General features: G+C 69.5%; 11 protein-coding genes and 1 tRNA gene. 8 read left to right on the forward strand and 4 right to left on the reverse strand.

Features of this window, described 5'->3' with window-relative positions; all coding sequences use genetic code 11:
* Positions 1–150 precede the first annotated feature (150 nt).
* Genes ACF1A1_RS06890 through ACF1A1_RS06900 form a run of 3 tightly spaced genes read left to right on the forward strand, consistent with a single transcriptional unit; the run spans position 151 to position 2,830 of the window.
* Entirely contained in the window at positions 151–1,431 is a 1,281-nt protein-coding gene (locus tag ACF1A1_RS06890) for a replication initiator (protein WP_391646172.1), read from the forward strand.
* Positions 1,428–1,640 carry an excisionase family DNA-binding protein gene (locus tag ACF1A1_RS06895; protein WP_391646174.1) on the forward strand — a complete coding sequence of 71 codons (213 nt, stop codon included), beginning with the start codon at positions 1,428–1,430 and terminating at the stop codon, positions 1,638–1,640. Before ACF1A1_RS06890 ends, ACF1A1_RS06895 begins: the two co-directional genes overlap by 4 nt.
* On the forward strand, positions 1,640–2,830 hold the full coding sequence (locus ACF1A1_RS06900) for a tyrosine-type recombinase/integrase (protein ID WP_391646176.1): 1,191 nt from the start codon (positions 1,640–1,642) through the stop codon (positions 2,828–2,830). Before ACF1A1_RS06895 ends, ACF1A1_RS06900 begins: the two co-directional genes overlap by 1 nt.
* A gap of 49 nt (positions 2,831–2,879) precedes the next feature.
* On the opposite strand, the gene ACF1A1_RS06905 is transcribed toward ACF1A1_RS06900, so the two are convergent.
* Positions 2,880–2,953: transfer RNA gene (locus ACF1A1_RS06905), tRNA-Gly, on the reverse strand.
* Positions 2,954–3,474: 521 nt separating this feature from the next.
* On the opposite strand from ACF1A1_RS06905, the gene dcd reads away from it, so the two are divergent.
* Together dcd and ACF1A1_RS06915 are read left to right on the forward strand one after the other, a co-directional pair.
* On the forward strand, positions 3,475–4,050 hold the full coding sequence (gene dcd / locus ACF1A1_RS06910) for a dCTP deaminase (protein WP_391646178.1): 576 nt from the start codon (positions 3,475–3,477) through the stop codon (positions 4,048–4,050).
* A gap of 7 nt (positions 4,051–4,057) precedes the next feature.
* Positions 4,058–4,645: a phosphoribosyltransferase gene (locus tag ACF1A1_RS06915; RefSeq protein ID WP_391646180.1), complete on the forward strand. Its 588-nt coding sequence runs from the start codon at positions 4,058–4,060 to the stop codon at positions 4,643–4,645.
* Positions 4,646–5,153: 508 nt separating this feature from the next.
* On the opposite strand, the gene ACF1A1_RS06920 is transcribed toward ACF1A1_RS06915, so the two are convergent.
* From ACF1A1_RS06920 to ACF1A1_RS06930, 3 genes are all read right to left on the reverse strand, one after another.
* Positions 5,154–5,375: a hypothetical protein gene (locus tag ACF1A1_RS06920; RefSeq protein ID WP_391646181.1), complete on the reverse strand. Its 222-nt coding sequence runs from the start codon at positions 5,373–5,375 to the stop codon at positions 5,154–5,156.
* 216 nt (positions 5,376–5,591) lie between these two features.
* Positions 5,592–6,653, reverse strand: coding sequence for a Yip1 family protein (locus tag ACF1A1_RS06925; RefSeq protein ID WP_391646183.1), 1,062 nt, complete (start codon positions 6,651–6,653; stop codon positions 5,592–5,594).
* A 115-nt stretch (positions 6,654–6,768) separates the two neighbouring features.
* Positions 6,769–9,060 (reverse strand): (Fe-S)-binding protein, encoded by a 2,292-nt coding sequence (locus ACF1A1_RS06930; RefSeq protein WP_391646185.1) that lies wholly within the window; start codon positions 9,058–9,060, stop codon positions 6,769–6,771.
* 238 nt (positions 9,061–9,298) lie between these two features.
* On the opposite strand from ACF1A1_RS06930, the gene ACF1A1_RS06935 reads away from it, so the two are divergent.
* From ACF1A1_RS06935 to grpE, 3 genes are all read left to right on the forward strand, one after another.
* Entirely contained in the window at positions 9,299–10,423 is a 1,125-nt protein-coding gene (locus ACF1A1_RS06935) for an MraY family glycosyltransferase (RefSeq protein WP_391646421.1), read from the forward strand.
* Between the two features lie 95 nt (positions 10,424–10,518).
* Positions 10,519–12,369, forward strand: coding sequence for a molecular chaperone DnaK (dnaK, locus tag ACF1A1_RS06940; RefSeq protein ID WP_391646186.1), 1,851 nt, complete (start codon positions 10,519–10,521; stop codon positions 12,367–12,369).
* Positions 12,366–13,025, forward strand: a complete 660-nt coding sequence (gene grpE / locus ACF1A1_RS06945) for a nucleotide exchange factor GrpE (protein ID WP_391646188.1) — start codon at positions 12,366–12,368, stop codon at positions 13,023–13,025. The genes dnaK and grpE overlap by 4 nt, the downstream gene beginning before the upstream one ends.
* The last annotated feature ends 29 nt before the right edge of the window (positions 13,026–13,054 follow it).

Below are 13,054 nucleotides of genomic sequence, written 5' to 3' on the forward strand. Positions count from 1 at the left end.
CGGCCACCGGGGCGGCAAACGCCGCCAAGCATCCCGCCGCCCCGGGGCCGTCCCTCCCAACCACCGAAACAGCCGAAAGGGACTCCCATCCTCACTCACTCGACCCCGCCCCCGCTGGCGGAGCTGAGCACCCTCGCCGCCCTCGGCACCATGCCCACCCTCGCCCGACAGCTCGCGGGCCTGGGCGGCTGCACCCATCCCGTACGCCTCGACGGCCACCGCACCGAATACGCGGTCGACACCAAGACCGGCGAGATCGGCAACGTCCTCAACCGCCTGGACTCTGCCACCCTCCCCGCCGGTCACCTCCTCGTCCGCTGCAACAACCGCCGGGCGACCCGCTGCCCGGCCTGCGCCGAGACGTACCGCCGTGACACCTACCACCTGATCACCGCCGGCCTGCGGGGCGGCAAGGGCACCCCTGACCGGGTCGCCACTCACCCGCGCGTCTTCGCCACCTTCACCGCCCCCGGCTTCGGCCCGGTCCACAACCGCCGCACAGACGGGCGCCCCTGCCGCTGCGGCGTCCACCACGGCCAGGACGACAAGGAGCTCGGCACGCCGCTCGACGCGGACACCTACGACTACGAGGCGGCCGTCCTCTGGAACGCGCACGCCGGTGCCCTCTGGCGCCGCTTCTCGATCTACCTCCGCAGGGAGGTCGCCAAGCGCGCCGGCCTCACCCAACGCACCTTCCGCGACCATGCCCGCGTCTCGTTCGCCAAGGTGGCCGAGTACCAGAAGCGCGGTGCCGTCCACTTCCACGCTGTCATCCGCCTGGACGGCCCGGAGGGCGGTGACACTCCGCCTCCGTCCTGGGCCACGGCCGAGCTGCTGTCGGACGCCATTCGCGCCGCCGCGACCGTTGCACGTGTCGACGGCCCGGTGATCGATGGCCGGGCCCACACCTTCGCCTTCGGGCGCCAGCTCGACGTCCGCCCGATCCGCTCCGCCGACTTCGACAACGACCAGGAGCTGACCGAGCGGGCCGTAGCGGCGTACATCGCCAAGTACGCCACCAAGGGCGCCGAGACGGCGACGGGCACCCTGGACCGACCGATCCGCTTCCTCGCCGAGCTGGCCCACGCCCGGATCACCGAGCACGCCCGCCGCATGATCCGTACCGCCTGGAGCCTCGGCGCCCGCAAGGAGCTGGAATACCTCCGCCTGCGCGCCTGGGCGCACATGCTCGGCTTCCGCGGCCACTTCTCCACCAAGTCCCGCCGCTACTCCACCACCCTCGGCGCCCTGCGCACCGCACGCGCCGACTGGCGACGGGCCCAGACGGCTCCGCCAGTCCCCCAGGACAGCGACAGCACGCTCGTCCTCGCCCACTGGGTGTTCGCCGGCACAGGCCTCAGCGCTGCCGAATCGTGGCTCGCCGCATCCCTCGAACCCGCTCCCGGAACGGAAGGAGAACCGACCGCATGACTGACCGCTATCTGTCCGTCGACCAGGTCGCCGAGCTGCTCGGCACGACGGCCCGCTTCCCCCGGCGGCTGATCGAGGAGCGGCGCATCCGGTACGTGAAGGTGGGTCGGCATGTTCGCATCCCCGAGAGCGCGGTCGAGGAGTTCATCAAGTCCCGCACGGTCGAGCCGCTGAGGCGACCTCGCGCCCGGTACGGGAGGGCTGCCTGATGGCCAACAACAAGGGCAGGCGCCGCCGCTTCGGCGCGATCAGGCGGCTCCCTTCCGGCCGCTATCAGGCGCGCTATCCGGGGCCCGACGGCGTGATGCGCCCGGCGCCGGAAACCTTCGCGACGATCGCTGACGCCGACGACTGGCTTGCCGAGAAGCAGACGGAGATCCGCCGAGGAGACTGGCGGGACCCCGAAGCCGGTGCCGTGAGCTTCCGCGCCTACGCCGACAAGTGGGTGGAGGAACGCGAACTGGCGCCGCTCACGAAAGATCTCTACATCTGGCTCCTCGACAAGCACCTGACCGCCTTTGCCGACGCGGACTTGGACGAGATCACCGCACCGCGCGTGCGCGAATGGCGGGCCGAACGGCTGCGGGTGACCGGAGCCAAGACGATCACGGCCAAGACGTACCGCCTCCTCAAGGCCATCATGGAAACGGCCGTTGACGACGAGCTGATCTCGCGCAACCCGTGTCGGATCAAGGGCGGTGGTAAGGAGAAGGCTGCCGAGCGGCGTATCGCCACTGTCGCGCAGGTCGACCGGCTTGCCGAAGCCGTGGGTATGCGGTGGCGGCTCATGGTCTACCTCGGCGCCTATGGCCCGATGCGGCCGGAGGAGCTGGCCGGCCTTCGGCGCCGGGACGTCGACCTCGACGACCTCCGGATCCGTGTTCGCCTCGCCGAGCCGGAACGGATGAACGGGCGACGCGTCCAGGGCGAAACCAAGAGTGAGGCCGGAACCCGGACTGTGATTCTTCCCGCGTTCCTCCGCCGGGAGCTCCGCTGGCACCTGGAGTCGTATGCCGAGCCGGGGCCCGACGGGCTGCTCTTCGTGGGGGAGAAGGGAGCGCCCTTCCGGCGCAGCTCCTTCGGCCGGAAGTGGCGTAAGGCGCGTGAGGTCGTCGGTATGCCTGAGGGCTTTCGGTTCTACGACCTCCGCCACACCGGACACACTCTGTCCACCCGATCCGGGGCAACCCTCAAGGACACGATGGTTCGGGCCGGCCAGTCCTCCGAGAAGGCGGCGCTGATCTACCAGCACTCCGACGACGACCGGCAGCAGGAAGTTGCAGCCGCCCTCGACGCGACCGTCCGCAAGGCACGCCAGGAGGCTGCGGCCGTGCCAGAACCGGAGGCGACCGACCCCGACGATCACCGTTCTGGCACGAATCTGGCACGCGGCGAGTGACCACAGAAGACAGCAAAAAGGCCCGGGTCTCTGACCTGGGCCTTAATCATGGAGCGGGTGACGAGAATCGAACTCGCGCTCTCAGCTTGGGAAGCTGATGTTCTACCATTAAACTACACCCGCGTAAGACGCCGGTCGGGGACCGGTGTCTGATCGCCCCGTCACTCTACCTCATGCCAGGCCCCCGGCGCGGAAGCCGTGGGGTCCGGGTCTGTTTCCGGGGGCGGATCCGGCTGCGGGCGGCCGGAGTTGGGGCGTACGGTGGAGAAGTGGGAGAGGGTCCCGGCGGGGACGGAGTGCCGCCTGGAGGGTCGTCCCGAACGTCCCGTAATGTGGCGTTTGTCGTCACGGCATCCCAGCCAGGCGTGACGCGGCTCTTGGGGAAGGGACTCTAGGACTTGATGGAGCGCACCGTCGTCCGTTGTGCCGATGGGCACGTGTTCAGCACCGCTTCGTTCCCGATGCAGCAGGCCGGGCGACTCGGCCCCGGGCGGCTCGTCCGGTGTCCTCGCTGTGCGCGGTTGCGCAGCGCGGTGCCGGTGAGCCTCGAGAAGCGGTAGGGACACGGAGGCAGAGGCAGACAGCCTGGCGCGCGGAGCCGTCCTGATGGTGGTGGGTCCGCGCGCCTTGCGTATCCTCGGGGCGTGCTTCTCTCAGACAAGGACATCCGGGCCGAGATCGACGCCGGGCGGGTGCGGATCGATCCCTACGACGAATCCATGGTGCAGCCGTCGAGTATCGACGTGCGCCTCGACCGCTACTTCCGGGTGTTCGAGAACCACCGGTACCCCCATATCGACCCGTCCGTCGAGCAGGCCGATCTGACCCGGCTCGTGGAGCCGGAAGGGGATGAGCCGTTCATTCTGCATCCCGGGGAGTTCGTCCTCGCCTCCACCTACGAGGTCATCACGCTTCCCGATGATCTCGCCTCCCGGCTGGAGGGCAAGAGTTCGCTCGGGCGGCTCGGGCTGGTCACCCACTCAACCGCCGGGTTCATCGACCCCGGCTTCTCGGGGCATGTGACGCTGGAGCTGTCCAACCTCGCCACCCTGCCCATCAAGCTCTGGCCCGGCATGAAGATCGGCCAGCTGTGCATGTTCCGGCTCAGCTCGCCCGCCGAGCACTCCTACGGGAGCGAGCGGTACGGGTCCCGGTACCAGGGGCAGCGCGGCCCGACCGCCTCCCGGTCCTACCTCAACTTCCACCGGACCCAGGTGTGAGCGCGGGATGAGTGACGCCTCAACGGGTGACGCCTCTACGGGTAACGCCTCCATCAGTGACGCTCCCATAGGCAGCGCCGCGTCCGTCGGTGACGTACGGGAGAACCTCAGCTACGAGCGGTTCGGTGCCGCCGTCCGGGAGCTCGCGCAGACCATCGCCGACGATGGCTACGAGCCCGACATCGTGCTCTCCATCGCCCGTGGGGGCGTCTTCGTCGCCGGCGGGCTCGCCTACGCCCTCGACTGCAAGAACATCCACCTGGTCAACGTGGAGTTCTACACGGGTGTCGGCACCACTCTCGAGATGCCGGTCATGCTCGCTCCGGTCCCGAACGTCATCGACTTCTCCGACAAGAAGGTCCTGATCACCGACGACGTCGCCGACACCGGCAAGACGCTCAAGCTGGTGCGCGACTTCTGCCTCGACACCGTCGCCGAGGTGCGCAGCGCCGTGATCTATGAGAAGTCCCACTCGCTCGTGAAGTGCGAGTACGTGTGGAGGCGGACCGACGACTGGATCAACTTCCCGTGGAGTGTCCTGCCGCCGGTACACAGGTCGGGGGAAGCGGCCAAGCCGAACAGGGAAGCACTCTGACCTGCGGCTTTCGCCAGTGCGGAGCTGCCGACACTGCCTGAGGCCCCCGACTGGTCATCGAGGGCCTCACGCACAGGCCGGTTCGCGGCGGCAGAACTCCGGGTGGTCTCGGGCGCGGTCGTCGCCGCTGGCGTCTTCCTCGAACGGGGAGACGCCGGCAGCCGTCGCCGTCGTACGGATGACCAACGGCCTCAACCGCGAGGCCGGTGGAGACGGTCCCCGGCCGGCCGCCGAAGCCACCGTCACCTGCGGGAGCTGGCTGCCTTGGGCCGGGGCCGCGCCGCGCGTATGCCCGGGGCGGGCTCCTGCGCGTCCTCGACCAGGAAGGTCTCGTCCTCCCCGAAGTCCGGGGCCTGGAAGGGGTTGGTCGTCGGAGGCGGCGATGCTGCGGTGGAACAGCGGGTGTGCCCTTCCGGAGCGGAGAACAGCGAGGTCAGATCGATGAGAGGTCTCCCTTTCGTTGCAGGTCCCTGATGGGGCCTGGGGTGCCGTGACCGGGCACGGCGGTCTACAGCTTGGTCATCTTGGCGTACGGGCTCAGGATCCGCATTTGGGCCGAGCCGAAATCGACGAGTGCCGCGATTCCTTCCTCGATGCCGATCACGCGGCCGAGGCCGTACATGTCGTGTGTGACCTGGTCGCCCACGGCGAAGTGCTTGGGAGCCGGCGCGACCGGGGCCTTGAAGGGGCTGGTAGGCAGATGGCGCTTCGATGCAAGAGGCTTTGTCATTGCACCCAGTATGCGCCTGCCTGTCTCCCGTTCGCTGCGGCCGTCCACGTCCGCTGCTCGGCGCGGACCCGGACGGCACCGGCCGATCTCGGCGAAAGGCGCGGGTGTCGTGCCGGTGACCTGCGGCTTCCTTGGTCGATTCAGGGGGCACGGAGACGCTCGGACAGGAGAAAGGGGCTCTCCCGCCGAGCGCGGGGGAGCCCCTTCCGTGTGGGGTCAGAACGTCCCGAGCTTCACGATCGACAGCAACGCGACCAGCTGGATCGCCGACGCGCCCAGCGCCTTCGGCCACGGCAGGTCGTGGGAGCGGGTGACCATGACGGTGAGGAGGGCGCCGGCCGCGACCCAGGTGGCCCAGCCGAGGATCTGGACGAACGACGCGTCGCCGCCGAGGAACATCGCGACGACCAGGCGGGGGGCGTCCGTGAGGGACATGATCAGCATGGAGAGGCCCACCGTGGGCTGCCAGGCGCCGTCGCCGCCGAGTTGGCGGGCCACGGTGTGGGTGACGATGCCCAGGATGAAGGAGCTCAGCACCATCGCGACGGCCGTCGTCAGGACGATCGGGATCGCGTTGGAGAGCGTCGCGTTGATCGCGTCCTCGCGCGTGTCGTCGAAGCCGAAGACGGCGAGCAGGCCGTAGAGGAAAGTGACGACGAGGGCGGGGCCCCACACCGTGTAGTCCCGCATCCGCAGGAAGGTCTGGCCGGGCGACAGGACGACGCCCTTCAGCAGCTCCTTCCAGTGCAGGCGCGGGCCGATCGGGCCCGGCGCGGCCGTGGAGCCGGCGTGGTAGGTGTCGCCCTGGCTGTACTGCTGGTGGTCGTCGATCGAGAACGCCTGCGTGTGACCCGGGTTGTTCGCGGCGTACGGGTCCGGGGCGGCCGGTCCGTGGGCGTACGGGTCGTCGGCGCCGAAGTACTCGGGCTCGCCGCCCTGACCGCCGTAGCCGCCGCTCCGGCCGCCGCCGTCGGCCGGGGGCCACTGGCCGCCACCGCCGCCGCTGCTGCCGCCGCCGTAGGGGGGCTGCTGGCCGCCGCGGTACTGCGGCCGCTGCTGCGGGTACGGCTGCTGCTGCGCCGACGGGTAGCCGTACGACGGCCCCTGGGGCGTCTGCTGCCCGTACGGAGGGTCTTGGGGTCGCGCTTGCGGGGCGCGGCCGTCCCGGCCGCCACGTCCGATCCTGAATCCAGCCACGTCATCGAACGTACCTGGTCCCGCAGAGTGACGTGCGGGGCCCGGCCCTCCAAAGGCGGCTTTGCGGCCGACCTGTGACATCCCCTAAGGGGAGACCCGCACAGACCCGTACGACCTCCGCGGGACCTCCCGTACGCCGACGCCCCCCTGTCCCGCACGGGGACAGGGGGGCGTCGCAACGCACCGTCGGCGCCGGTCACTTGACCGGCTGCGGCTCCGGCTCGCTCTCCGTCTCCGAGGCGCCCGCGGGGGGCTCGTCGTCGACCGGGGTCTTGACCGACTCCAGGAGGAGCTGGGCGACGTCCACGACCTGGATGGACTCCTTGGCCTTGCCGTCGTTCTTCTTGCCGTTCACCGAGTCCGTGAGCATCACCAGGCAGAACGGGCAGGCCGTCGACACGATGTCCGGGTTGAGGGACAGGGCCTCGTCGACACGCTCGTTGTTGATGCGCTTGCCGATCCGCTCCTCCATCCACATCCGGGCACCACCGGCGCCGCAGCAGAAGCCGCGCTCCTTGTGGCGGTGCATCTCCTCGTTGCGCAGGCCCGGGACGTTGGCGATGATCTCGCGCGGAGGCGTGTAGATCTTGTTGTGGCGGCCCAGGTAGCAGGGGTCGTGGTACGTGATGATGCCCTCGACCGGGGTCACCGGGATCAACTTGCCCTCGTCCACCAGGTGCTGGAGCAGCTGGGTGTGGTGGATGACCTCGTAGTCGCCGCCGAGCTGCGGGTACTCGTTGCCGATGGTGTTGAGGCAGTGCGGGCAGGTGGCGACGATCTTCTTCGCCGACTTGGGCTTCCTCGACTCGGGCGTGACGTTGCCCTCGTCGTCGGTCTCCTCGCCGAACGCCATGTTCAGCGCCATGACGTTCTCCATGCCGAGCTCCTGGAAGAGGGGCTCGTTGCCCAGCCTGCGCGCCGAGTCACCGGTGCACTTCTCGTCGCCGCCCATGATCGCGAACTTGACGCCCGCGATGTGGAGGAGTTCGGCGAAGGCCTTCGTGGTCTTCTTCGCGCGGTCTTCCAGGGCGCCGGCGCAGCCGACCCAGTACAGGTACTCGACCTCGGTGAGGTCCTCGATGTCCTTGCCGACGACCGGGACCTCGAAGTCGACCTCCTTGGTCCACTCCAGGCGCTGCTTCTTGGCCAGGCCCCAGGGGTTGCCCTTCTTCTCCAGGTTCTTGAGCATCGTGCCCGCCTCGGACGGGAACGCGCTCTCGATCATCACCTGGTAGCGGCGCATGTCGACGATGTGGTCGACGTGCTCGATGTCCACGGGGCACTGCTCGACGCAGGCGCCGCAGGTGGTGCAGGACCACAGGACGTCCGGGTCGATGACGCCGTTCTCCTCGGCGGTGCCGATCAGCGGCCGTTCGGCCTCGGCGAGCGCGGCCGCGGGCACGTCCTTCAGCTGCTCCTCGGAGGCCTTCTCCTCGCCCTCCATCGTCTTGCCGCCGCCGGCCAGCAGATAGGGCGCCTTGGCGTGGGCGTGGTCGCGCAGCGACATGATCAGCAGCTTGGGGGAGAGCGGCTTGCCGGTGTTCCAGGCGGGGCACTGCGACTGGCAGCGGCCGCACTCGGTGCAGGTGGAGAAGTCCAGCAGGCCCTTCCAGGAGAACTGCTCGACCTGGGAGACGCCGAAGACGTCGTCGTCGCCGGGGTCGGTGAAGTCGATCGGCTTGCCGCCGCTCGTCATCGGCTGGAGCGCGCCGAGGGCCGTCTCACCGGTCGCCTCGCGCTTGAACCAGATGTTCGGGAAGGCCAGGAAGCGGTGCCAGGCGACACCCATGTTGGTGTTCAGGCTGACCGTGATCATCCAGATCATGGTCGTGCCCAGCTTGATCATCGCGAAGAGGTAGACCAGGTTCTGCAGCGTCGCGACGCCGAGGCCCTTGAAGGCGAGGACCAGCGGGTACGACGCGAAGTACGCGGCCTCGTAGTGCTCCACGTGGTGCAGCGCGCCCTCCAGGCCGCGCAGCACGTAGATGGCCAGGCCGATGGTGAGGATGACGTACTCGACGAAGTACGCCTGGCCCATCTTCGAGCCGGCGAAGCGGGACTTGCGGCCGGGGCGCGAGGGCAGGTTCAGCAGACGGATGACCATCAGCGTGACGATGCCGAGGGTGGTCATCGCGGCGATGAACTCGATGTACAGCTCGTACGGCAGGAAGCCGCCGATGACCGGCAGCGTCCAGTCGGCCTGGAACAGCTGGCCGTACGCGGTGATGATCGTCGGCGGCAGCGTCAGGAAGCCGATCGCGACGAACCAGTGGGCGACACCGACGATGCCCCACCGGTTCATGCGCGTGTGGCCGAGGAACTCGCGGACCAGTGTCACGCTGCGCTGGTAGGGGTTGTCGGTCCGGGTTCCCGCCGGGACCGGCTGGCCCAGCTTGAAGTACCGGACGAACTGGCCGATGGCGCGGGCGAGCAGGGCGACGCCGACCACGGTGAGGGCCAGCGACACGATGATCGCGGCGAGTTGCATGGGGGCTCCTCGGGCCTGCGAGGGGTTTCGTCGGGGGCTCCGTCGACGGGTTCCCCGAAATTACTAAGCGGTAACTTATGCAGTCCGTCTGAGACTACCCTTATCTTCCGTCGCACTGTAGCCAGGCGTGCGGTGATCTGCGTCGCTGAGGGTTGCCTCAGAAAGTCGCTGAGGGTTACTGCGGAATCCGACCGTGTTATTCGTACCAAATTGGTACTTTCATGACTAATTTATGTCCGTGCTCTACGGGATCGCTGCCTCCGCCACCGCCCTGCTCCTCGCCGCCGTCCTCGCCGCGCTGCTGCGCGGGCCCGCCCTGCGCGCCGGGCTGATCGACCGGCGGCAGCGACAGCGACGGGTGGCCCTGTCGGGGGGTGTGGCCGTCGTGCCGACGACATGTCTCGTCGCGGCCGTCGGGGACTGGACGGGGGTCGCCCCGCTCGGGGACGGGATGGGGGTGCCGCTCGCCGCGGCCGCCGGGCTCGCCGGGCTCGGGCTGGTCGCGGACCTGTGGCGGCTCAAGGCGCGGTTCCTGGTGGTCGGCACGGCCGTCGCGGCGGCCTGCGTCGTGCCGTACGGCGACACCGGTGTCGCCGCGGGGGTCGTGGCCGTCGGCTGGATCACCTGTGTCGCGCTCGCCTTCCGGGCTCTCGACCACGCCGACGGGGTGGCCGGCACGGTCGGGGTCGTCACCGCCTTCGGCGCGGCCGTGTGCGCGGCGGCCGAGGTGATGGACGGGCTCGCGGTGCTGATGAGCGTGCTCGCCGCCGCGCTGACCGGGTTCCTGATGCACAACTGGCCTCCCGCGCGCGTGGCGCTCGGCGGCTGCGGCGCGCTGTTCGCCGGCTTCCTGCTCGCGGTGGCGGCGGTGACCGTGCGCGCGGGGCAGGACGCGGCGGCCGGCGCGGGCGTGCTGTTCGCGCTCACCGCGGTCGCCGTCGCCGACGCCGCCCTCGTCCTGCTGGCCCGGCGCACGGCCGGGCGTCCGCTGCTGCGGCGCGGCCCCGACCATCTCGCCCACCGGCTGAGGCGGCTCGGGCTCACTCCGCAGGGGGTGACGGTCGTCATCGGTGTCGCGGCCTTCGCGGGGGTACTCGTCGGGACGCTGGTGCACACCGGTTGGGCGGGCGCGCAGGCCGCGCTGTGGGTGGCGGGCGTCGCCCTGGCCGTCGTCCTCGGGTTGTGGCGGGTGCCGGTGTACGCGCGCCCCGGGGAGGGTGCCGCGCGGGGCCGGGCCCGCGCCCGGCGTCAACCCGTGTCCGCGGTGAGACCCCCTCGGCGGTCGGACGAATCACCCGCGCGAGCCCCGAGCCCCGAGCCGTCCTCGCAGGTCAGCGGATCCTTGCGTGTAAGGAACGGATAAGAGTTGAGTCCGGCCGACTCAGGTCTGTTGACCGAGCGGTGAGCCTCGTGCACACTTGAGTCCGTTCCACTCAAGTCAGCTGGAGGAAGATCACCATGGCACGTGCGGTCGGCATCGACCTGGGCACGACTAACTCCGTCGTCAGCGTTCTGGAGGGCGGCGAGCCCACCGTCATCACCAACGCCGAGGGTGCCAGGACCACGCCGTCCGTCGTCGCCTTCGCCAAGAACGGCGAGGTGCTGGTCGGCGAGGTCGCCAAGCGCCAGGCGGTCACCAACGTGGACCGGACCATCCGTTCCGTGAAGCGTCACATGGGCACCGACTGGAAGATCCAGCTGGACGGGAAGGACTTCAACCCGCAGCAGATCTCCGCCTTCATCCTGCAGAAGCTGAAGCGGGACGCCGAGGCCTACCTGGGCGAGAAGGTGACCGACGCGGTCATCACCGTCCCCGCCTACTTCAACGACTCCGAGCGCCAGGCGACGAAGGAAGCCGGTGAGATCGCCGGTCTCAACGTCCTGCGCATCGTCAACGAGCCCACCGCGGCCGCGCTCGCCTACGGCCTCGACAAGGACGAGCAGATCATCCTGGTCTTCGACCTCGGTGGCGGCACGTTCGACGTCTCGCTGCTCGAGATCGGCGACGGCGTCGTCGAGGTGAAGGCCACCAACGGTGACAACCACCTCGGTGGTGACGACTGGGACCAGCGGGTCGTCGACTACCTGGTGCAGCAGTTCAAGTCCGGTCACGGCGTGGACCTCGCCAAGGACAAGATGGCGCTCCAGCGTCTGCGCGAGGCCGCCGAGAAGGCGAAGATCGAGCTGTCCTCGTCCTCCGAGACCTCGATCAACCTGCCCTACATCACCGCCTCCGCCGAGGGCCCGCTGCACCTGGACGAGAAGCTCACCCGGGCCCAGTTCCAGCAGCTGACGGCCGACCTGCTGGAGCGGTGCAAGACGCCGTTCCACAACGTCATCAAGGACGCCGGCATCTCCCTCAGCGAGATCGACCACGTCGTCCTCGTCGGCGGCTCCACCCGTATGCCCGCCGTCGCCGAGCTCGTCAAGGAGCTGACCGGCGGCAAGGAGGCCAACAAGGGCGTCAACCCGGACGAGGTCGTCGCCATCGGTGCCTCGCTCCAGGCCGGTGTCCTCAAGGGTGAGGTCAAGGACGTCCTGCTGCTCGACGTCACCCCGCTGTCCCTCGGTATCGAGACCAAGGGCGGCATCATGACCAAGCTGATCGAGCGCAACACGACGATCCCGACGAAGCGCTCCGAGATCTTCACGACGGCCGAGGACAACCAGCCGTCCGTGCAGATCCAGGTCTACCAGGGCGAGCGCGAGATCGCGGCCTACAACAAGAAGCTCGGGATGTTCGAGCTGACCGGTCTGCCGCCGGCGCCGCGCGGGGTCCCGCAGATCGAGGTCTCCTTCGACATCGACGCCAACGGCATCATGCACGTGACCGCGAAGGACCTGGGCACGGGCAAGGAGCAGAAGATGACCGTCACCGGCGGCTCCTCGCTGCCGAAGGACGAGGTCGACCGCATGCGCCAGGAGGCCGAGCAGTACGCGGAGGAGGACCACCGCCGCCGCGAGGCCGCCGAGGCCCGCAACCAGGGCGAGCAGCTCGTCTACCAGACCGAGAAGTTCCTCAAGGACAACGAGGACAAGGTCCCCGGCGAGATCAAGACCGAGGTCGAGGCCGCCGTCGCCGAGCTGAAGGAGAAGCTCAAGGGCGAGGACACCGCCGAGATCCGCACCGCCACCGAGAAGGTCGCGGCCGTCTCCCAGAAGCTCGGCCAGGCCATGTACGCCGACGCCCAGGGCGCGCAGGCCGCGGGCGGTCCCGAGGGTGCCGCCGCCGGTGGCGCCAAGGCCGCCGACGACGACGTCGTGGACGCCGAGATCGTGGACGACGAGCGGAAGGACGGTGCCGCGTGACGGAGGAGACCCCGGGCTTCGAGGAGAAGCCCGACGTCCCCTCCGGCGCCACCCCCGACGACGCCGAGCCGCAGGCCGCCCCCTCCCCGGAGGAGGGCGCGGCCCCGGCCGGGGACGTGAACGCACAGATCACCGGTCTGACGGCACAGCTGGACCAGACCCGCACCGCGCTCGGCGAGCGCACCGCGGATCTCCAGCGCCTGCAGGCCGAGTACCAGAACTACCGCCGCCGGGTCGAGCGCGACCGGATCGCGGTCAAGGAGATCGCCATCGCGAACCTCCTGACCGAACTCCTGCCCGTGCTCGACGACATCGGCCGCGCGCGGGAGCACGGCGAACTCGTCGGCGGATTCAAGTCCGTCGCCGAGTCGCTGGAGACCGTCGCGGCGAAGATGGGTCTGCAGCAGTTCGGCAAGGAGGGCGAGCCCTTCGACCCGACGATCCACGAGGCCCTGATGCACAGCTACGCGCCGGACGTCACCGAGACGACGTGCGTGGCGATTCTGCAGCCCGGGTACCGGATCGGCGAGCGCACCATCCGCCCCGCGCGGGTGGCCGTGGCCGAACCGCAGCCGGGGGCCCAGACGGTCAAGACGGCCGAGGAGACCGACGCGGCGGCCGACGACAAGGAGAGCGGTGGCCCGGACGAGGGCTGAGCTTGAACCGATGAGAGAGGAGGGACGTC

Origin of the sequence: Streptomyces sp. NPDC014995 (genome assembly GCF_043080745.1) — a bacterium.
In the GTDB taxonomy this organism is placed as follows: Bacteria; Actinomycetota; Actinomycetes; order Streptomycetales; family Streptomycetaceae; genus Streptomyces.